This is a genomic window from Streptomyces sp. NPDC031365 (assembly GCF_055569765.1).
The window spans coordinates 195,962-215,315 of record NZ_JBVIIM010000001.1 but is presented as its reverse complement, the minus strand read 5'-3'; the positions used below and the strand labels follow the sequence as shown (position 1 = coordinate 215,315).

Sequence of the window (19,354 nt, the reverse complement as noted above, 5' to 3'; positions counted from 1 at the left end):
TGGGGGTGGGCCGTGGGGGTGGGGGTGGGTCGCAGGAGGGTGTTTCGCCCCCGCCGCCCCTTCCCGTCCCGTCCCGGGGCTCTGCCCCGGACCCCGCTCCTCAAGCGCCGGAGGGGCTGGATTGCCGGAAGCTGGAGAGACTGGGAGGGCTGGAAGGGCTGGAAGGGCTGGAAGGGCTGGGAGGGCTGGACGGGCTGGAGGGAAGTCAGCCTCTCTGGCGTTGGGACCGCCAGATCAGGAACAGGGCCGAGGCGACCGCCGCGCCCCGGATGACCCACGGCCACGTCTCCGTGATCGCGGCGTTCATGTGCCCTTCGGCGATGGGCGTGCCCCAACGCCGCTCCGCCCTCCCCCACAGCCACACCACACCGCCCGTGAGCGCCAGCCCGGGAATGATGACGACCGCCGCCTTCGACTCCGCCGGGCTGAGCCGCCGCGAGGCGTACGCGATGAGCCAGCCGAGGATCAGGGCGAACCAGCTCCCGAGCACCGCGCCCGCGACCAGCAGCCCGGCGGCGAGCAGCAGCAGCGGGTTGCTCCAGCGCCGCGACGGCAGCCGCAGCAGGCGGCGCCGGGGCGCAGCGGCTTCCGCCTCGGCCACGGCGACCGGCGCGGCGGAGGTCTCCGGTTCGGGTTCCCTCTCCTTCGCCGCCGGCGGTTTGAGCAGTTCCGGGATCTCCACGCCCCCCACGAACCCCGGCACCTCGTCGCCGACACCGAACGCGCTGTTGTCCACCCGCCACCAGTCGGGCTGCTGGGCGCTGTCCCCGAGTTCGTCCGTACCGGCCCGGTGCGGCGGGGACGGCACGCCGGAGGGGGCGGGGTCGGCCGGTTCGGCCGGACGGGGCCGGGGGACGACCCTGCGCAGCACCCCCTTCGGGCGGTCGCCGCGGGCACCGGCGCCACGCTCCGGCTCACGCTGCTCCGGGACGGCGGCGGGGGGCGCGGGGGTGCTCGGGGCCGCGCCGGAGCCGTCCTCCGCCGCCCTCACGACCTCGGTCGGCGTGCCGATGCGGGAGATGATGCGACGGATCGCGGCCGGGGAATCGACCACGACCTTCGCCCTGCGCCGGTCGATCTCGTCGCGCAGTTCGGCGACCAGCCGCATGCGGGCCGCCGACGGCAGCTGGCGCTGCTGCGCGACATCACCGACACGGCTCAGATATTCGTAGACGACCTGGTCACTCTCGATACCCACGAAGTCCCCTCCGGGGCGGATGCGTTGGGACACCGTCGCCCGACGGTACCGCGACTGCGGCCGGCCGGCCCAACTCCCGGCACCCCACGGGCGTACCCAACCGCTACCGTGAGGCGGATGAGCACCGAGGAGAAGCCCGCGGCGGCCCCCCGATCCCTCGCCGAGGCCCTTCGGGGGCGGGACGACGTCTCCCTGGCCGCGCTGCTGCGCAGCCGGCCGGATCTCCTCACGCCCGTGCCCACCGATCTCACCCAGCTCGCCACCCGGGCCGGCACCCGCGCCTCGGTCGTACGGGCCCTGGAGCGACTGGACCGGTTCACGTTGCAGACGGCCCAGGCGCTGGCCGTGGCGGCGGACCCGGCGTCGTACGGGGAACTCCTCGGGCTGCTGGCGGGCGACGACGGCGACCCGGCGGTGTCCGCCGCGCTGCCGCACGCGCTCGCCGTGCTGCGCGAGCAGGCCCTGGTGTGGGGCGGGGACGACCGGCTGCGGCTGGTCCGCACCGCCCGTGAGCTGCTGGCGCCGTCACCGCAGCATCCGTCGCCGACCGGGCTGGGCCCGACGGTGCGGGAGGCCACCGCGGGGATGTCGCCGGGGCGGATTCAGGAGATCGTGGCGACGGCGGGACTGCCGTCCACGCACGACTCGGTCTCCGCCGTGGCCGCCCTGACCGCCCTGTTCAGCGACCCCGTGCGGATGTCCGCACTGCTCGACGAGGCGCCGGCGGAGTCCGTGGAGGTGCTGGAGCGGCTGGTCTGGGGCCCGCCGTACGGGCAGATCAGCGCTGATCCCGCCTCCCGGCTGCGCTGGCTCCTGGACCGGGGGCTACTGCTGCCGACGGCACCCGGGACGGTCGTACTGCCGCGCGAGGTGGCGCTGCGGCTGCGGGCCGGGCGGGCGCACCGGACGGTGGAGCCGGTGCCGCCGCCCGTGGAGGCCGCCGCCACGCACCGTCCACAGGTGGTGGACGCGACGGCGGCAGGGCAGGCGTACACGGCGCTGACGACGGTCGAGGAGCTGTTGAAGGACTGGCACGAGGGCGGCCCGGCGGTGCTGCGGGCCGGCGGGCTGAGCGTGCGGGACCTGAAGCGGACGGCCGTCGCCCTCGACGTGACCGAGCCGGTGGCCGCGTTCTGGGTCGAACTGGCCTATGCCGCCGGGCTGCTGGCCGCCGACGGGGAGGCCGGCGAGCGGTACGCGGCGACCCCGGCGTACGACGAGTGGCGCGAGCGGCCGGACGGGGAGCGGTGGGCACGGCTGGCCACGGCGTGGCTGGCCGCGACCCGGACGGCGGGGCTGGTCGGCGGACGGGACGCGAAGGACCACACGCTGTCGGCGCTGGGCTCGGGCCTGGACCGCTCGGCGGCCCCGGAGGTACGGCACCGGGTGCTGACCCTGCTGGCCGCCCTCCCGGAGGGGGCCGCCCCGGCCGGCGAGTCGGTCCTGGCCCGCCTGCGGTGGGAACGTCCGCCGCGCGGTGGGCGGGGTGGTGCGGGGAGTGCCTCCTCGTGGGCGGAGGACGGGCGTGCCGGGGCCGTCTCAGCGGCAGGCGGTGACCGCGGCGCGGCGGGATCCGTGGGCGCGGGTGGGTTGGGGGCGGGGGCGTACACGGCCGAGGGTGGGCGCGGGCCGGTCGGCCGTGCCGCCGAGAGCGGGCGCGGGACGACGGGCGGGTATCCAGGTGCCGGCGAGTATCCCGGCGCGGGCGGGCGCGGCCCGACGGCCGCCGGGGACGGCCGGGACGATCCGCGGACACGGCTGGCGCGGTGGGCGCTGGCCGAAGCGGAGATGCTGGGGGTGACCGGACGCGGGGCCCTGTCCACGCACGGGCGGGCGCTGATCGGCGCACCCGCGCCCCGCCGTCCGGAGGAGGAGCCGGAGGGGCCCGGTGCCAAGCTGCCCGTTCATCACCGGCCCGCCCCGCCGCCGGCCCCGCTCTCCCCCGCCGAGCAGGTGACCGCCGCCGCTGCCGCCGCCCGGCTGCTCGCGCCGCTGCTGCCCGAACCGCTGGACCACGTCCTGCTCCAGGCCGATCTGACGGCGGTGGCACCGGGTCCGCTGGAGCGGCCGCTCGCCGACATGCTGGGCGTTCTCGCGGACGTGGAGTCGAAGGGTGGCGCGACGGTCTACCGGTTCACGCCCGGGTCCGTGCGGCGCGCCCTCGACGCGGGGCAGGCCGCCGCCGACCTGCACGCCTTTCTCGCCGCGCACTCCCGTACGCCGGTGCCGCAGCCGCTGACGTATCTGATCGACGACGTGGCCCGCAGGCACGGGCACCTCCGGGTCGGTGCCGCCTCGGCGTACGTCCGCTGCGACGACGACGCGGTGCTCAGCGAGATCCTCGCCGACAAGCGGTCCGCCGGACTGGGTCTGCGCCGGCTCGCGCCGACCGTGCTGGCCGCGCAGACCGGTCCGGCGGGGTTGCTGGAAGGACTGCGTGGGATGGGTTTCGCCCCGGCCGCCGAGTCCGCCGAGGGCGATGTCCTGATCGCCCGCGCCGACGCCCACCGCACCCCGCCGCGCACACCCCCCGAGCCCGTCCCGGACGGGCCGCCGGTCCCCGACGACGCCCTGCTCAACGCGGCGATCCGCGCCGTCCGCGCCGGTGACCTCGCCGCCACCGCGCCCCGTAAGCCGGCCGCCGGTGCCTCCTCCGGGGGCGAGGGCGGCGAGCTGCCCCGTACGACCGCCGCGGAGACCCTCGCCACCATCCAGGCCGCCGTCCTCACCGGTGAGGCCCTGTGGATCGGCTACGTCAACGCCGAGGGCGCGGCGAGCCAGCGCGTGATCGCACCGGTCCGCGTCGAGGGCGGCTTCGTCACGGCGTACGACCACACCGCCGCCGAGGTCCGTACGTATCCGCTGCACAGGATCACGGGCGTGGCGGAGCTGGCGGACGAGGAGGGCTGATGCGGCCGGGGACGGCCCGTCCCCGGTGCCGCCGGTGAACAAGCTCACGCCGTCCGCGTCGAAGCGACCCGGTCCGCTCAGGACCACGGAGACGCGCGATCAGGCAAACTGGACGTTTGGCCGAGCTGTGCCCGTGCCGAGCCCGTCGCAGAAAGGCAGCCGCGCGTGAATGGTCCGCTCATCGTCCAGTCCGACAAGACCCTTCTCCTTGAGGTCGATCACGAGCAGGCCGACGACTGCCGTCGGGTCATCGCGCCCTTCGCGGAGCTGGAGCGTGCGCCCGAGCACATCCACACCTACCGGGTGACCCCGCTGGGTCTGTGGAACGCGCGGGCGGCCGGGCATGACGCCGAGCAGGTGGTGGACGCGCTGGTGCAGTACAGCCGCTACCCGGTGCCGCACGCACTGCTGGTCGACATCGCCGACACGATGGACCGCTACGGTCGGCTCAGCCTGTCCAAGCACCCGGCGCACGGTCTCGTCCTCACCAGCACCGACCGGCCCGTGCTGGAGGAGGTGCTGCGCTCGAAGCGGATCGCGCCGCTCGTCGGCGCCCGGATCGACCCGGACACGGTCCTCGTGCACCCCTCGGAGCGCGGGCAGATCAAGCAGACGCTGCTGAAGCTGGGCTGGCCCGCCGAGGACCTCGCCGGGTACGTGGACGGCGAGGCCCACCCCATCGAGCTGGTCGAGGACGGGTGGGCGCTGCGCCCCTACCAGAAGCAGGCCGTGGAGAACTTCTGGCACGGCGGCTCCGGTGTGGTCGTGCTCCCCTGCGGCGCCGGAAAGACGCTGGTCGGTGCCGGTTCGATGGCGCAGGCGAAGTCGACGACGCTGATCCTGGTCACCAACACCGTCTCGGCCCGCCAGTGGAAGCACGAGCTGGTGAGGCGGACGTCACTCACCGAGGACGAGATCGGCGAGTACAGCGGGACGAAGAAGGAGATCCGGCCGGTCACCATCGCCACCTACCAGGTGCTGACGACGAGGCGGAAGGGCGTCTACCCGCACCTGGAACTGTTCGACTCCCGGGACTGGGGCCTGATCCTCTACGACGAGGTGCACCTGCTGCCCGCGCCCGTCTTCAAGTTCACGGCCGATCTCCAGGCCCGGCGGCGGCTGGGTCTCACGGCGACCCTGGTCCGGGAGGACGGCCGCGAGTCGGACGTGTTCTCGCTGATCGGCCCGAAGCGGTTCGACGCGCCGTGGAAGGAGATCGAGGCCCAGGGCTACATCGCCCCTGCCGACTGCGTGGAGGTCCGGGTCAGCCTCACCGAGTCCGAGCGGCTGGCGTACGCGACGGCGGAGCAGGAGGAGAAGTACCGCTTCTGCTCGACGACGGCGACCAAGCAGAGGGTGACGGAGGCGATCGTCCGGCGGTTCGCCGGGCAGCAGATCCTCGTCATCGGGCAGTACATCGACCAGCTCGACGAGCTGGGCGAGCATCTGAACGCGCCGGTGATCAAGGGTGAGACGTCGAACGCCCAGCGGGAGAAGCTGTTCGAGGCCTTCCGGCAGGGCGAGATCAGCGTCCTGGTCGTCTCCAAGGTCGCGAACTTCTCGATCGACCTGCCGGAGGCGACGGTCGCCGTCCAGGTGTCGGGCACCTTCGGCTCGCGGCAGGAGGAGGCGCAGCGGCTCGGCCGGGTGCTGCGGCCCAAGGCGGACGGGCACAAGGCCCACTTCTACTCCGTGGTCGCCCGGGACACCATCGACCAGGACTTCGCGGCGCACCGCCAGCGGTTCCTCGCGGAGCAGGGGTACGCGTACCGGATCATGGACGCGGACGAGCTGCTGACGGACAACTGAACGGTCACCCCTCGGGCAGGTTGAACACCAGTGCCAGGACGAGCAGCCAGGGCAGCAGTGACAGCCCGGCCAGCCAGGCGCGCAGCACCGACCAGCGGCGGGTCCAGGGCAGCACCCAGGAGGCGAGCCACGCGCCGGCCGCGAGGAGGCCGCCGATGGTCAGGATCCCGAAGATCACGCTCAGGGCGGTCGTCAGTGCCTGCGAGCAGTCGTCGGGGCCGCAGCTGTCGGTCGCCATGACGGACATCGCACCGAACAGGAACGCCACGGGGACCAGGAACGCCCCGAGCACGGTGGCGACGGTGGGCGCGACCCAGGCGTGGGGGTCCCGCTCGGCCCGGTACTGCTGGACCGGTGACAAGGGGGCTGCGGCGGGGTACTGGCTCATACGGCCAGTGAACCGGCCCGGTGGCGGCGGGCACACCGGCGCGGGTACTCAGTCGTGTGTGTCCGTGTACTCAGACTCGGATGCCGACGAGGCGGCATGCACCGATGCGGTGTCGGAGCACGCCGCCCTCGGACGGGATCCGGCACGGGACGCGGCCCGCACGGTCATGGAGGCTACTTCGGGTCCTGGCTGAACCTGGCGGCCGACCAGAAGTAGCCGAGCACCGCCAGTCCGACGCACCAGGCGACGGCCAGCCAGCCGTGGTGGCCGATCTCCGTGCCGAGCAGCAGCCCGCGCAGGGTCTCGATCGCCGGGGTGAAGGGCTGGTACTCCGCGATCGGCCGGAACCAGCCCGGCATCCCGTCGACCGGGACGAAGGCGCTGGACAGGAGCGGCAGCAGGATCAGCGGCATCGCGTTGTTGCCGGCCGCCTCGGCGTTCGGGCTGACCAGGCCCATGCCGACCGCGATCCAGGTGAGCGCCAGGGCGAACAGCACGAGCAGCCCGAACGCCGCCAGCCACTCCAGAGCCGTGGCGTCCGTCGAGCGGAAGCCGATGGCGACGCCGACGGCGCCCACGAGGACCACGCTCGCCACCGACTGCAGCACGCTGCCGATGACGTGCCCGACGAGCACGGCCCCGCGGTGGATCGCCATCGTGCGGAAGCGGGCGATGATGCCCTCGGTCATGTCGTTGGAGACGGACACCGCGGTGCCGATGGTGGTGCTGCCGATGGTCATCAGCAGCAGGCCGGGCACGATGTAGGCGATGTACGCGGAGCGGTCGGCGCCGCCCATGCCCGCGCTCATCACGTCGCCGAAGATGTAGACGAAGAGCAGCAGCAGCACGATCGGTGTGAGCAGCAGGTTCAGGGTGAGGGACGGGTAGCGCCGGGCGTGCAGGAGGTTGCGGCGCAGCATGGTGGACGAGTCGCGTACGGCCAGGGCGAGGGTGCTCATCGGGCGGCCTCCGTGGGCTGGTGGGGGACGGCGGCGCCGCCGGTGAGGGCGAAGAAGACGTCGTCGAGGTCGGGGGTGTGCATGGTGAGTTCGTCGGCCTCGACGACGGCGGAGTCGAGCCGGTCGAGGATCGCGCGCAGCTCGCGCTGGCTGCCGTCGCTGGGGATCTGCAGGGCGAGGGACTCGTCCTCCCGGGTCGCCTCGCGCAGTGCGGAGGCGGCGGACCGGTAGTCGGCCGGGTCGGTGAAGCGGAGCCGGACGTGCCCGCCGGGGACGATCCGCTTGAGTTCCTCGGCGGTGCCCTCGGCGGCGATCCTGCCGTCGTGGAGCACGGCGATGCGGTGGGCGAGCTCGTCGGCCTCCTCCAGGTACTGGGTGGTGAGGAAGACGGTGACGCCGCCCGAGACCAGTTCGCGGATGATCTGCCACATGCTGTGGCGGGAGCGGGGGTCGAGGCCCGTGGTCGGCTCGTCGAGGAAGATGACCTGCGGACTGCCGACGAGGGTCATGGCGATGTCGAGGCGGCGCTTCATGCCGCCGGAGTAGGTGGCGGCGGGCTTCCTCGCCGCTTCGGTGAGGTCGAAGCGCTCCAGCAGTTCGGCGGTGACCCTCCGCCGCTCGCCCTTGGACAGGTGGTGCAGGTCAGCCATGAGGAGCATGTTCTCCTCGCCCGTGATCAGGCCGTCGACGGCGGAGAACTGACCGGTGACACCGATCGCGGCCCGCACCGCCTGCGGGTCGGTGGCGAGGTCGTGCCCGCCGACCCGCAGATCGCCGGCGTCCGCGGTGATGAGCGTGGAGAGGATCTTGACGACGGTGGTCTTGCCTGCGCCGTTCGGTCCGAGCAGGGAGAAGACCGTTCCTTCGGGGACGGTCAGGTCGACGCCGTCGAGCACGACCTTGTCCCCGTAGGACTTGCGCAGCCCGTTCGCCGCGATGGCCGGTCCGGTCATGAGGGTTCTCCTTCTGCGAGCTGCGGGCGGTTTCGCGCCGTTGTTTCTTCCTCCAGAAACGCTACGTTGCGTTCATAAATTCGGCAACAGACTTGCCGCACGAACGAAGTTAAACAGCAGCTCATAGCAACTATATCGTTGCAACGGGCCTGAATTTAACGCAACGACACCCTTCCGATCGTTGCAATGGAATGAAAGTGAACGCTATGCTGCCGACACCACGGACCACGTAGGAGGCCGCATTGCCGGGAGGCAGGCTCACCCACCAGGAACGCCAGCGGATCGCGATGGGGCTGGCCGACGGGCTCGCCTACGCGGAGATCGCCAGACGTCTCGGCCGCCCCACTTCGACGATCACGCGTGAGGTGATGCGGAACGGCGGACCGGTCTCCTACCGGGCGGATCTTGCCCACCGCGCCACCGAACACCGCGCCCACCGGCGCAGACAGGCCGCCCCTCGGGGTTCGAAGGCGCTCCCGGAGGGTCACGGACGCGACGCGGAGGCCGTGCGCGCGTACGAGGAGACGCTCACCACCGTCTTCATAGCGTCGGGCACGCCCAGGATGATGGCCCGGGTCATGGCCTGCCTGACCCTCACCGACAGCGGCAGCCTCACCGCCGCCGAACTCGCTCAGCGCCTCCAGGTCAGCCCGGCGTCCATCTCCAAGGCGATCACCTTCCTGGAGAGCCAGGGCCTCGTCCGCCGGGAACGGGAAGACGGCCGCCGTGAGCGCTACGGTTTCGACGAGGACATCTGGTACCAGTCGATGATGGCCAGCGCCCGCTCCACCGCCCAGGTCGCCGAGACCTCACGGCTGGGCGTCGACATCATGGGGCCCGGCACACCGGCCGCCACGCGTTTGGAGAACGTCGCCCGCTTCCTCGAGTTCATCGCCGAGACCATGTTCCGCGCCGCGGATCAGGCCCGCGACATCGTCCGCACGGAACGCGGGACGGCCTCGGCCGACACCCCCGGGTCACGTTCGGATCAGAACTAGCCGCGACCGCGACCGCGGGGGCGACGGCCGGGCGGCCCGGGTCGGGAAGGGGGCCGGTGCCTACGGGCGGCGGACGCCCGCTTCCTCGCCGTACTCGCCGAGGACGATCACGTCGAAGGCGGCACCGAGGAACACCTTGACGGCACGCAGGGCGTCACCGAGGCGGTGCGGATGACTGCCCTGGACCGGGGTCGCACCGGTGGGCCGGACCGGCGGTGTGGTGGGGTGGAGGGTCGCTGCGCTCATGTCTCCATGGTTGCTCTCCGACCCCGGTACGGGCATCGGTCGAAGGGCTCGGTTCGCGGATCCTTCCCGTACGCCTGCGGAACGACCCGTAGTGCTCAGGCAGGACGGGCCGTCCCTCGGGGGCGGACGGTCAGCGGCCGATCGCGTCGAGCTCGGCGAGGTCCTCCTCGGACAGCGCGAGGCCGGCGCCGGTGATGTTCTCCCGCAGGTGCGCCACCGACGAGGTCCCGGGGATCAGCAGGATGTTGGGCGACCGGTGCAGCAGCCAGGCCAGGGCGACCGGCAACGGGCGGGTGCCGAGCCGGTCGGCCACGGCGGAGAGCGCCGAGGACTGCAGGGGGCTGAATCCGCCCAGCGGGAAGAAGGGCACGTAGGCGACGCCCTGCTCGGCGAGCCGGTCGACCAGGTCGTCGTCCTGACGGTGGGCGAGGTTGTAGAGGTTCTGCACGCAGACGAACGGGGCTATGGCCTGGGCCTCGGTGATCTGGCCGGCGGTGACGTTGCTCAGGCCGAGGTGCCGGATCAGGCCCTGCCGCTGGAGGTCGACGAGGGTCGCGTAGGCCCTGGCGAGCGAACCGGGCTGCGGGCCCTCGGCGTCGCCGAGCCGGAGGTTGACGAGGTCCAGGGACTCCAGGCCGAGGTTCTCGAGGTTGCTGTGGACAGCCCGGCGCAGGTCGTCCGGCTCCCGGGCCGGGGGCCAGCCGCCCTGTGCGTCGCGGATCGCGCCCACCTGGACCGAGGACGCCGAACGGCTCGCCCTGCTCGCCTCACTGACCACGGGACCGGCGCGGCGGCCTGCCGACGTGCCCGGTGTGCGGACGGCGGACGGTTCACCCCGTACCGGCTGACCGGCGCGGCCACGGGTGCACCCGGCCCGGCGCCCCGTCCGGCGCACAAACCGTTTGAACCGCACAGGCCCCGCGTCCTAGAATCCCCGCTCTTGCCCGCCTCCTCTCACGGAGCGCCGCCGCCCGGACGGAAACCGGCCGGTATTCCGCAGCACCGCCAGCAGCAGGCCCCCCGGAGGCACCCCCTTGTCCGCGTCCACCCCCGTAGATGAGCCCGTCGACGTTCCCGACCTCGCGGGCGAGGGCCCGCTCGCCCGCGAACGCTCCCACCTCGCCGCGTCCCGCTCCGCGCTGCGCGCCATGCGCGAGGACGTCGAGTCCCTCGACATCAGGGATGTCACCGCCAACTGGGTCAACGCGGCCGCTCTGGAGCACCAGATCGAGGAGCGCATCAAGGCGCTGGCCGACCTCAGCGGCACCCCGCTGTTCTTCGGCCGCCTCGACCATCTGCACGCGCCCGGCACCGAGCGGGCGGAAGGCGCGGAAGGTGCGGAAGGGGAGCGCTTCTACATCGGACGCCGGCATGTGCACGACGCGGACGGCGACCCGATGGTGATCGACTGGCGAGCGCCGGTGTCGCAGCCGTTCTACCGGGCGTCCAGGAAGGACCCGCTCGGCATCGCGCTGCGCCGCCGCTTCGGCTACACGGGCGGCGACCTCACGGCGTACGAGGACGAACACCTGTCCGACCCGGCGGAGACGGCGACCACCAGCACACTGCTCCAGCAGGAGATCGAGCGTCCGCGCGTCGGCCCGATGCGGGACATCGTCGCGACGATCCAGCCCGAGCAGGACGAGATCGTCCGGTCCGGACTGTCCGGCAGCGTGTGCGTGCAGGGAGGACCCGGGACCGGGAAGACGGCCGTCGGCCTGCACCGGGTCGCCTACCTCCTCTACGCCCACCGTGAGCGGCTGGCCCGTACCGGCACGCTGGTCGTCGGCCCGAACCGGTCCTTCCTCCACTACATCGAGCAGGTACTGCCCGCCCTGGGCGAACTGACGGTCGCGCAGGCCACGGTGGACGACCTGGTGGCGCACGTCGAGGTACGCGGCGAGGACGACGCGGCGGCGGCGATCGTCAAGGGCGACGCCCGGATGGCCCAGGTGCTGCGCAGGGCCCTCTACTCCCACGTCACGATGCCCACCGAACCGGTCGTGGTCGTGCGCGGATCGCGCCGCTGGCGCGTCCCTGCGTACGAACTGGAGGAACTGGTAACGCAGTTGCTCGAGCGGGACATCCGATACGGGGCCGCCCGAGAGGCCCTCCCGCAGCGCGTCGCACACGCCGTGCTGGTGCAGATGGAGCGGGCGGGCGAGGCACCGGACGACAGGGTGCAGGACGCGGTGGCGCGCAACGCCGCGGTGAAGGCGGCGGTGAAGACGGTCTGGCCGGCCGTCGACCCGGCGAAGCTGGTGCTGCGGCTGCTGGCCGACCCCGAGTTCCTGGCGGAGCACGCGGAGGGCCTGCTCGACGCGCAGGAACAGAAGACGATCCTGTGGGCGAAGCCCGCCCGCTCGGTGAAGTCGGCGAAGTGGTCGTCCGCGGACACGGTGCTGATCGACGAGGCGGCCGACCTGATCCGGCGCACGCACTCCCTCGGACACGTGGTGCTCGACGAGGCGCAGGATCTGTCCCCCATGCAGTACCGGGCGGTGGGCCGCCGCTGCACGACCGGTTCGGCGACGGTCCTCGGTGACCTGGCCCAGGGCACCACCCCGTGGGCCACGCGCAGTTGGGACGAAGCCCTGCTCCACCTGGGCAAGCGGGACGCGGTGATCGAGGAGCTGACGGCCGGTTTCCGTGTCCCGACGGACGTCATCACCTACGCCTCCCGCCTCCTCCCGCACATCGCGCCGGGCCTCACCCCGGTGGCGTCGATCCGCGAGAACCCGGGCCTCTTCGAGGTGCGCAGGTCCCGGGGAACGGACGACGTGGTGTCCGCGTGCCGCGAACTCCTCGCCAACGAGGGCTCGGTGGGCGTGATCGCGGCGGACGCCCGCGTCCCGGAACTGGCCGGGGCGCTGACGGCGGCGGGCCTCACCTACGTCGCCCCCGGCGAGGAGACGACGCATGCCACCCGCCTGACCCTGGTCCCGGCCTCCCTGGCGAAAGGCCTGGAGTACGACTACGTGCTCCTCGACGAACCCCGCGCGGTGGTCGACGCCGAACCCGACGAGCGCACGGGCCTGCGCCGCCTGTACGTCACCCTCACCCGGGCGGTCTCCGGCCTCCTCGTGACCCACACGGACCCGCTGCCCTCCCAGCTCACCCCGTCGGGGGACGACGTGCGATCCGGTGTGTCCGACCAAGTGAGGGCTGAATAGGGTCAAAAGGAGGCGGCGGGCGAGATCACCCGGCTGCAGGGAGCCGGACCGATGCTGCGGAACGCGGCCCTCGCCCTGGCGTTCGCGTTCGTCGTCGCGGTGGCCGAAGTCATGGCGGGCCCCCATCGCGCGCTGTCGGGATGCTGTGCGGCACTGCTGCTCGCCGGCCTCACCGCCGCGGTCGGGCACAGGCGGCGGGTGCGGCACTGGGACCGTCTCGAGACGCTGGAGATGTGCTTCTGGGTCCCGGACGTCGACGACGCCTTCGACTCCGGCCACCGGGGAGGGCGGGCAAGGCAACACCGCTGAGTCCCGATCAGCCGTCCAGCGCACGGCGCCACTGCGCCACCGCCTCCGACGACACGGGCCCGTCCCAGCCCTTTGGTCGGGCCGCCCCGCCGATGTGGAAGGCGTCGATGCCGACGGCCATCAGTGCGGGCACGTGCTCCAGCCGCAGCCCGCCCCCGACCAGCAGCTGCTGCTCGTACCCCGGCTCGCCCCGGCGTTGGGCCTCGGCGAGCAGGGTCGGCAGGCCCGCGTCGACCCCCTCGGCCGCCCCTGCCGTGAGATAGGTGTCCAGTCCGGGGAACTCCGCGAGGTGCTTGCGCAGGGAGCCCCGGTCGGCGGCCCTGTCGATGGCCCGGTGGAACGTCCACCGGCACCCCTCCAGCGCCCCGGCGACCCGCTCCACCGCCCGCAGGTCCACGCCCCCGTCCGCGTCGAGGAAGCCGAGCACGAACTCCTCCGCCCCGGCCTCCCGCATCTCGCCCGCGGCGGCCACCAACCGCGCGACGTCGCCCGCGGCGAACCCGTCCGCGAGCCGCAGCATCACCCGCACCGGAATGTCCACGGCCGCCCGGATCCCCGCCACGGTCGCGGCCGCCGGCGTGAGCCCGTCGGCGGCCATGTCCGTGACCAGCTCGAGGCGGTCCGCACCCCCCACCCGGGCAGCGACCGCGTCCTCGACGTCGAGGGCGATCACCTCCAGGACTGCACGCTTGCTCATGGGACCCCATTCCTCGGGCTCGGCCGTGGCTCGGTCGTGGCTCGGCCGTGGCTCGGTCGGCTGCTACAGGACAGAACTGTCCCCTACAGGTCTAGTCCAATCCAACCCTACGCCCTGCTTCCGGCCGCTCCGCTCCCCACCGGTCAGCCCCCGAAGATGTTCAGCTCCTCCGCCCCCGCTCCCGCCAGCTCGTACGAGGCCCCGTCCACGGAACGTCCCGCGTACAGCCGTACGAGTGTCGGCCCGTCGCCGATGTAGCGGGCCGGGGGACGCTCCCCCGAGGTGCCGCCCAGCCGCAACGGCTCGTCGGCGTCGTCGAGGTCGGCGTGCAGGGAAAGGTGTCCCTTGAGGCACGTGACCTGCGCCAGCAGCTCCAGCGCGTACGGCAGGCCCGCGCCCGCGTACGCGCCCGGCTCACCCAGGGCGTCCCGTACGTCCCCCGCGTGCACCCACTCGCCCAGCGCGAGGACGTCCAGCAGTCCGCCCGACGTGGCGATCAGCGGTCCGGCCTCCGTCATACCGCGCTCCAGCTCGTCCACCACCCGGGCGTTCGTCCACTCCGCCCGCTCGGCGATGTCCCGCTCGTTGCCCTCGGGCGAGAACACCCCCTCCTCGAACCGGCTCTCCACCACCCGCGCCAGCGCCGTCGAGCAGTGCGCCAGCACATCCCGCACCGTCCAGCCGGGGCACGCCGCCACCGGCAGCGCGAAGTCCGCGTCGGCGCGCCCCCGCAACAACGGGATCAACGCGTCCCGTTCGACGGTCAGCAGCCGGCCGGGCAGTTCGGGGTCTCGTACGCCGTGCACATCCGCAGGAGTCGTCATGCCCGCCACGCTAGTGCGGCGAAGGACGTGCCGGTGCCCCCCGGCACCGGCACGTCCTCGACGGTCACCTGGAACCCGACTCGTCAGAAGGTCAGGCTCCAGGAGTCGATGTAACCGGTGTCACCCCTGTAGACGTCGGTCACACGCAGCTGCCAGGTCCCGGACGCCGGGACGGACGAGGCATTGACCGTGTACGTCGCGATGACGTGGTCGGCGCTGTCGTAGGCGCTGGAGTTCTTCAGCGTGAACAGGGCGCCGTTGGGAGCGACGAGCTGGACCTTCAGGTCACCGCGGTAGGTGTGCTTGATGTCCACCGCGACCCGGAGGTCCGAGGGCGCGTAGCCGCTGATGCCGCTCACCTGGACGTTCGAGTAGACGTAGCGGCCGTCACCGTCCGGGACGTTCCAGTTCTCGGAGTTGGTGAAGGTCTTCCCCGTCGGGTCCGGCTCCGGGTCGGTGCCGCCGCCGAGCGCGCCGAGCGTGCGGGCCGCGTCCGCGAGGCCGTAGCCGCAGCCGCCGGCGCAGGAGCCGGGCAGGGCACGTGCGTTGCTCTTGATGAGGGACTCGACGCGGCTCGGGCTGATGGCCGGGTCCTTCTCGTACATCAGCGCCGCGAGGCCGGCGATGTGCGGGGTGGCCATGCTGGTGCCCTGGTAGGCCTTGTAGGTCTCGGCGCCGGGCGAGGTGGTGCTGCTGTTCAGCGTGGAGAGGATGCCGTTGGCGGACCCGGAGGCCGTCTCGCCGCCGGGGGCGGTGATGTCGACGGGGCCGTAGTTGGAGTAGCTCGCCCGGTTGCCCTCGCGGTCGCTCGCGGCCACGCTGATGACGTTGGAGCAGTTGGCCGGGGTGAAGAGCGAGGCGTTGGTGTTGGAGTTGCCGGCGGCGACGACGACGGTCGTGCCGCGGCTCACCGCGCCGTTGATGGCGTCCTGGGTGACGGTCTGGCAGCCGCCGGAGCCACCCAGGCTGAGGTTGATGACGTCGGCCGGGTTCGTGTTGGTGGGCACGCCGGGGACGTAACCGCCCGAGGCCCAGACGATGGCGTCGGCGATGTCGGCGGTGCTGCCGCCGCACCGGCCGAGGACCCGGACGGGCTGGACGGTCGCGTCGTACGCGATGCCCGCGATGCCCTTGCCGTTGCCGGTAACGGCCGCGATGGTCCCGGCGACGTGCGTACCGTGCCACGAGGAGTTGCTCGGCTGGGAACCGGAGGAGCACTCGTTCGCGGTCGTCCAGTCGCCCGGGTCGGCCGGGTTGCTGTCGCGCCCACTGCCGTCGCGGGCGTTCCACGCGTCGGAGATGAAGTCGTACCCGGAGACGGTGTTGCCGGCGAGGTCGGAGTGGGAGACGTAGCCGGTGTCGATGACGGCAACGTTGACGCCCCGGCCGGAGGCGCCGCCGGCCCAGGCGTTCTCCACGTTCATGCCGGCAGTGGTCTCGAAGAGGTCCCACTGGCTGGAGTAGTGGCTGTCGTTGGGGTCGGCCATCGCGTACATGCGGGTGTCGCGGGAGACGTAGGCGACGTCGGGGTCGGCCTCGAAGGTGTCGATGACCTCTTCGAGGGAGCCGCCCTCGAGCTCGCCGCCGAGGTCCACGAGCGCGGCACCGGTGCCCAGCCGGCGTTCGAAGGTGACGCTCTCACCGGCCTTCTTGCCCTTGGCCGCGGCGTCCTTCTTGGCCTCCGCGTCGGACTTGGTCTCGGCGGCCTTCTTCCTGTACCCGACGATGAGGTGCTCGACGGAGGTGCCGACGGAGGCGTCGGCGGGGAGGCCGGCGGCGGGTTTCGGGCCGGCGGGGGCGGGCTGTGCGCCCGGCGTCGCGGCCGTGGCCGTCACTCCTGAGCCCAGGAGCGCGGCCGTCGTCACCGCGAGGAGGGATATGCGCAGGCGTCTGGAACCGTTCAAGGTGGGGTGGCCTTTCGCGAGCCGGCTCCGGGGCGTCCGGAACCAGCAATGGTTCTGCTCATGACAATCAGTCCGTCCGTGCTTGCCCGCGCTCCGGCCGGGCCAGGTGAGGCACTGGGGCTGGGCGGCCGGGTGGGGGGACGCGGGCAAGCACGACCCGTCCGACCGAACGCGACCGCAACGGAGTCCGCAGCGATGGTTGGACGTTCGGTGAACCGGTGGCAGGAACCTACGAGTCCACTCACCGGCCCACTATCCGGAAGGGGTTACCTACGGATACGCAATTAACTCCCGCCGCCCCACCGCCTCATCGCCGTCGGCGACCGCGACGACGCGGTGAGGCGCCCATCGGACGGGAGCTCACCCGCGAGGAGGTCGAAGCGGAGCTGAAGGAATACGACGGTGAACAGCCTTTCGCCCCTGGAGCGTCTCGCGTTCGAAAGCCCGTGTCGAAGGACTCGGCGAGCGTGAGGGGGCTCCTCCGGGGTCACGGAGCGGGTGCGCACCGGGAAGAATGACGGTATGGCCGACACCGAAGCCCTTCGTGCCCGTTTCGCCCGCGCCCTGGAAGGAGCCCGCGGGCCCGGGGGCGGTCCCGATCCGCTGCCGTACGCCGACAACCTGCTCGGGCGCTGGCAGGAACCGCAGCGGCACTACCACACGCCCACCCATCTCACGGCGGTCCTCGACCACGTCGACGAGCTGGCGGACCACGCGGTGGACCCGGACGTCGTACGGCTCGCCGCCTGGTTCCACGACGCCGTGTACCTGCCGGAGCGGTCCGAGAACGAGGAGCGGTCCGCCCGGCTCGCCGAGCGGGCCCTGACCGAGGCCGGGGTGCCGGAGGGGAAGACCGCCGAAGTGGCCCGGCTGGTGCGGCTCACGGTCACGCACGATCCGGCCGACGACGACCGTGACGGCCAGGTGCTGTGCGACGCCGACCTCGCGGTCCTCGCCGCGTCACCGTCGTCGTACGCCGCCTACACCGCCGCCGTCCGCAAGGAGTACCACTTCGTACCGAACGACGCCTTCCGCGTGGGCCGGGCCGGCGTACTGCGGCAACTCCTCGCGCTGCCCCGCCTGTTCCGCACGCCGTACGGGCAGGAGCGCTGGGAGGCCACCGCCCGCCACAACATGCGGGGCGAGCTGGAAATGCTGTCGACCACGCCCGCACCGCCCGCATAACGTGCTCCGCATGCGTGCTGTGGGAGCGGAACAGGTGGAGGAAGCCGTCGCGGACTGCGTGGCGGCGCTGGGGACGGTCACCGACCGGGACTGGACGGGAGTGCGGGCCGGGCGGCTGAGGTGGAACTGCTGGAAGACGGCGGAGCACATCGCGAGCGACCTCATCGCGTACGCGGGACAGATCGCCGGCCGGGCGCAGGACGCGTACGTGCCCTTCGACATCACACTCGAAGGCAGCGAGGACGGCCTCGGCCCCGCCGACAACCAAGGCGTCCTCCAGGTGATCACCACGACCGGCGCCCTGCTCGCCGCCGCCGTCCGCACCACCCCGCGCGCGGTCCGGGCCTTCCACCCCTACCCCTTCCGGCACGCGAACCGTGAGGGCTTCGCCGCGATGGGTGTGGCCGAGGTGCTGCTGCACACGCACGACATCGCCGAGGGGACGGGGATCGCCTACGAGCCCCCGGCCGAGCTGGCCTCCTTCGTCCTCACCCGGATCTTCCCGCAGGTCAAGCCGGAGCCCACGCCGTGGCAGACACTCCTGTGGGCGACCGGGCGCGGGGAGCTGCCCGGCCGGGAGCCGGTCACCGACTGGCACTGGAGCAACAACCCCGTGCTCCGCTCGGAGCGGCTCGTCCTGGAGGGCGCCACCCCGGCGACCGCCACCGATCTGTCCCTGGCGGGTGACGGCGGCTACGAGTGGGCCGGCGGGAGCGCCGCCGACGGCACCCGGGAGGGCGCCGGAATGCTGGTCAAGCAGTACGAGGAAGGCGTGTTCCACCCGGAGTGGGGCATGTACGTGCTGGTCCGCAGCGACGACGACCGCGCGGTCGGCGCCATGGGCTTCCACAGCGTTCCCGACCCGGACGGCCGCGTGGAGATGGGCTACGACCTCGTCGTCGACGCGCGCGGCCACGGTTACGCCACCGAGGCGCTGCGCACGCTGTCGGGCTGGGCGCTGGACCAGGACGGCGTACGGACCCTGGTGGCCGTCGTCGACCAGGAGAACGTGCCCTCGCAGAAGGTCGTCACCCGGGCCGGTTTCACCCAGGTGTCCGAGGACGGGGAGCAGCTCACCTACGAACTGCGCGGCTGAGCCGCCCCCTTGCGCCGCCGCAGCCCCGCCCCGTGCAGCAGCCGCACCACTTCGCGGCTGCTCACCTCGACCGCCCCCGCCCGCACCACGTCGGTGTACCGGTGCTGGGGGATGTCGTAGTGGTCGCGTTCGAAGGCGCGGCGGGGCACGCCCAGGCCGTCGGCGAAGGTGTGCAGTTCGGCGTAGGAGAGGTCGCTGACGAGGTGGGACCACATCCGGCCGTGGCCCGGCCAGGCGGGCGGATCGATGTACACGGTCACGAGGACGCCGCTCCGCCCAGGCCGCCGACCGCCGCGACCTTGACGCCCGCCTTGTGGCACACCCAGTGCGGGTCGGGGCCGAGCTCCGGCTCCACCTCCAGCGCGTGCGGGTCGCCGGCGGGGCACACCGGGCACAGCGGCCAGCGCCCGTACCGCTCCAGCAGGGCGTCCTGCACGTCCTGGGCGACCAGTCCGGCGAGAAAGCCGACACCGTCCGGCCACTGCTCGACCCACCAGCGGCGGTGCGTCACGGAGTCCTCGACGAGGGACACCACGTCCGCCTCGGCGACCTCGCGCGCGACCAGATCGGCCAGCACGAGGGCGCGCGCCGCGTGCAACGCCTGCTCGAGCGGGGCGAGCGGGTGGGAGCCGGGTTCGCCGTGGGGGCGCTGGGGGTCCATGCCCCTATTGTGCGCACTCTTGACCGCGGAGCCGAGGCGAAAAT

Annotated in this window: 17 protein-coding genes and 1 pseudogene; 7 read left to right on the top strand and 11 right to left on the bottom strand. The window is 72.7% G+C overall.

Annotated elements, in window-relative coordinates:
- Positions 1-205 precede the first annotated feature (205 nt).
- On the bottom strand, positions 206-1,198 hold the full coding sequence (locus ACZ5C2_RS01005) for a hypothetical protein (RefSeq protein WP_468785156.1): 993 nt from the start codon (positions 1,196-1,198) through the stop codon (positions 206-208).
- A 117-nt stretch (positions 1,199-1,315) separates the two neighbouring features.
- On the opposite strand from ACZ5C2_RS01005, the gene ACZ5C2_RS01000 reads away from it, so the two are divergent.
- Together ACZ5C2_RS01000 and ACZ5C2_RS00995 are read left to right on the top strand one after the other, a co-directional pair.
- Positions 1,316-4,108, top strand: coding sequence for a helicase-associated domain-containing protein (locus ACZ5C2_RS01000; RefSeq protein WP_468785154.1), 2,793 nt, complete (start codon positions 1,316-1,318; stop codon positions 4,106-4,108).
- Positions 4,109-4,273: 165 nt separating this feature from the next.
- Positions 4,274-5,917 (top strand): DNA repair helicase XPB, encoded by a 1,644-nt coding sequence (locus ACZ5C2_RS00995; protein ID WP_468785152.1) that lies wholly within the window; start codon positions 4,274-4,276, stop codon positions 5,915-5,917.
- A gap of 4 nt (positions 5,918-5,921) precedes the next feature.
- Here ACZ5C2_RS00995 and ACZ5C2_RS00990 read toward each other — a convergent pair whose 3' ends face one another.
- From ACZ5C2_RS00990 to ACZ5C2_RS00980, 3 genes are all read right to left on the bottom strand, one after another.
- On the bottom strand, positions 5,922-6,305 hold the full coding sequence (locus ACZ5C2_RS00990) for a hypothetical protein (RefSeq protein WP_468785150.1): 384 nt from the start codon (positions 6,303-6,305) through the stop codon (positions 5,922-5,924).
- Positions 6,306-6,478: 173 nt separating this feature from the next.
- Positions 6,479-7,264, bottom strand: a complete 786-nt coding sequence (locus ACZ5C2_RS00985) for an ABC transporter permease (RefSeq protein WP_468785148.1) — start codon at positions 7,262-7,264, stop codon at positions 6,479-6,481.
- Positions 7,261-8,217 (bottom strand): ATP-binding cassette domain-containing protein, encoded by a 957-nt coding sequence (locus ACZ5C2_RS00980; RefSeq protein WP_468785146.1) that lies wholly within the window; start codon positions 8,215-8,217, stop codon positions 7,261-7,263. The genes ACZ5C2_RS00985 and ACZ5C2_RS00980 overlap by 4 nt, the downstream gene beginning before the upstream one ends.
- Positions 8,218-8,459: 242 nt before the next feature.
- Here ACZ5C2_RS00980 and ACZ5C2_RS00975 point away from each other — a divergent pair, with 242 nt between their 5' ends.
- On the top strand, positions 8,460-9,215 hold the full coding sequence (locus ACZ5C2_RS00975) for a helix-turn-helix domain-containing protein (RefSeq protein ID WP_468785144.1): 756 nt from the start codon (positions 8,460-8,462) through the stop codon (positions 9,213-9,215).
- 60 nt (positions 9,216-9,275) lie between these two features.
- On the opposite strand, the gene ACZ5C2_RS00970 is transcribed toward ACZ5C2_RS00975, so the two are convergent.
- Positions 9,276-9,461: a hypothetical protein gene (locus tag ACZ5C2_RS00970; protein ID WP_468785143.1), complete on the bottom strand. Its 186-nt coding sequence runs from the start codon at positions 9,459-9,461 to the stop codon at positions 9,276-9,278.
- A 130-nt stretch (positions 9,462-9,591) separates the two neighbouring features.
- Positions 9,592-10,197: pseudogene (locus tag ACZ5C2_RS00965) on the bottom strand (oxidoreductase); the annotation flags it as partial.
- Between the two features lie 298 nt (positions 10,198-10,495).
- Here ACZ5C2_RS00965 and ACZ5C2_RS00960 point away from each other — a divergent pair.
- Together ACZ5C2_RS00960 and ACZ5C2_RS00955 are read left to right on the top strand one after the other, a co-directional pair.
- Positions 10,496-12,634, top strand: coding sequence for a HelD family protein (locus ACZ5C2_RS00960; RefSeq protein ID WP_468785141.1), 2,139 nt, complete (start codon positions 10,496-10,498; stop codon positions 12,632-12,634).
- Positions 12,635-12,685: 51 nt separating this feature from the next.
- On the top strand, positions 12,686-12,943 hold the full coding sequence (locus ACZ5C2_RS00955) for a hypothetical protein (RefSeq protein ID WP_468785138.1): 258 nt from the start codon (positions 12,686-12,688) through the stop codon (positions 12,941-12,943).
- A 7-nt stretch (positions 12,944-12,950) separates the two neighbouring features.
- Here the strand turns inward: ACZ5C2_RS00955 and ACZ5C2_RS00950 are convergent, their stop codons facing one another.
- From ACZ5C2_RS00950 to ACZ5C2_RS00940, 3 genes are all read right to left on the bottom strand, one after another.
- Positions 12,951-13,640, bottom strand: coding sequence for a copper homeostasis protein CutC (locus ACZ5C2_RS00950; protein WP_468785136.1), 690 nt, complete (start codon positions 13,638-13,640; stop codon positions 12,951-12,953).
- 143 nt (positions 13,641-13,783) lie between these two features.
- Complete coding sequence (locus ACZ5C2_RS00945; protein WP_468785134.1) at positions 13,784-14,464, bottom strand: maleylpyruvate isomerase family mycothiol-dependent enzyme; 681 nt, start codon at positions 14,462-14,464, stop codon at positions 13,784-13,786.
- Positions 14,465-14,547: 83 nt separating this feature from the next.
- Entirely contained in the window at positions 14,548-16,368 is a 1,821-nt protein-coding gene (locus ACZ5C2_RS00940) for a S8 family peptidase (protein WP_468785132.1), read from the bottom strand.
- Between the two features lie 522 nt (positions 16,369-16,890).
- Here ACZ5C2_RS00940 and ACZ5C2_RS00935 point away from each other — a divergent pair.
- Both ACZ5C2_RS00935 and ACZ5C2_RS00930 read left to right on the top strand, forming a co-directional pair.
- Complete coding sequence (locus tag ACZ5C2_RS00935) at positions 16,891-17,553, top strand: HD domain-containing protein (RefSeq protein WP_468785130.1); 663 nt, start codon at positions 16,891-16,893, stop codon at positions 17,551-17,553.
- Positions 17,554-17,563: 10 nt separating this feature from the next.
- Complete coding sequence (locus ACZ5C2_RS00930; RefSeq protein ID WP_468785128.1) at positions 17,564-18,649, top strand: GNAT family N-acetyltransferase; 1,086 nt, start codon at positions 17,564-17,566, stop codon at positions 18,647-18,649.
- On the opposite strand, the gene ACZ5C2_RS00925 is transcribed toward ACZ5C2_RS00930, so the two are convergent.
- On the bottom strand, positions 18,631-18,909 hold the full coding sequence (locus ACZ5C2_RS00925) for a DUF4031 domain-containing protein (protein ID WP_468785126.1): 279 nt from the start codon (positions 18,907-18,909) through the stop codon (positions 18,631-18,633). The two genes, ACZ5C2_RS00930 and ACZ5C2_RS00925, sit on opposite strands and share 19 nt — an antisense overlap.
- Entirely contained in the window at positions 18,906-19,310 is a 405-nt protein-coding gene (locus tag ACZ5C2_RS00920) for a hypothetical protein (protein WP_468785124.1), read from the bottom strand. Before ACZ5C2_RS00920 ends, ACZ5C2_RS00925 begins: the two co-directional genes overlap by 4 nt.
- Positions 19,311-19,354 lie beyond the last annotated feature (44 nt).

What these genes read in the sequence shown, in the direction of transcription:
- ACZ5C2_RS00950 (WP_468785136.1), bottom strand. Translation starts at nt 13,640, where the DNA reads ATGAGCAAGCGTGCAGTCCTGGAGGTGATCGCCCTCGACGTCGAGGAC.
- ACZ5C2_RS01000 (WP_468785154.1), top strand. Translation starts at nt 1,316, where the DNA reads ATGAGCACCGAGGAGAAGCCCGCGGCGGCCCCCCGATCCCTCGCCGAG.
- ACZ5C2_RS00945 (WP_468785134.1), bottom strand. Translation starts at nt 14,464, where the DNA reads ATGACGACTCCTGCGGATGTGCACGGCGTACGAGACCCCGAACTGCCC.
- ACZ5C2_RS00990 (WP_468785150.1), bottom strand. Translation starts at nt 6,305, where the DNA reads ATGAGCCAGTACCCCGCCGCAGCCCCCTTGTCACCGGTCCAGCAGTAC.
- ACZ5C2_RS00980 (WP_468785146.1), bottom strand. Translation starts at nt 8,217, where the DNA reads ATGACCGGACCGGCCATCGCGGCGAACGGGCTGCGCAAGTCCTACGGG.
- ACZ5C2_RS00985 (WP_468785148.1), bottom strand. Translation starts at nt 7,264, where the DNA reads ATGAGCACCCTCGCCCTGGCCGTACGCGACTCGTCCACCATGCTGCGC.
- ACZ5C2_RS00955 (WP_468785138.1), top strand. Translation starts at nt 12,686, where the DNA reads ATGCTGCGGAACGCGGCCCTCGCCCTGGCGTTCGCGTTCGTCGTCGCG.
- ACZ5C2_RS00935 (WP_468785130.1), top strand. Translation starts at nt 16,891, where the DNA reads ATGGCCGACACCGAAGCCCTTCGTGCCCGTTTCGCCCGCGCCCTGGAA.
- ACZ5C2_RS00920 (WP_468785124.1), bottom strand. Translation starts at nt 19,310, where the DNA reads ATGGACCCCCAGCGCCCCCACGGCGAACCCGGCTCCCACCCGCTCGCC.
- ACZ5C2_RS00970 (WP_468785143.1), bottom strand. Translation starts at nt 9,461, where the DNA reads ATGAGCGCAGCGACCCTCCACCCCACCACACCGCCGGTCCGGCCCACC.
- ACZ5C2_RS00930 (WP_468785128.1), top strand. Translation starts at nt 17,564, where the DNA reads ATGCGTGCTGTGGGAGCGGAACAGGTGGAGGAAGCCGTCGCGGACTGC.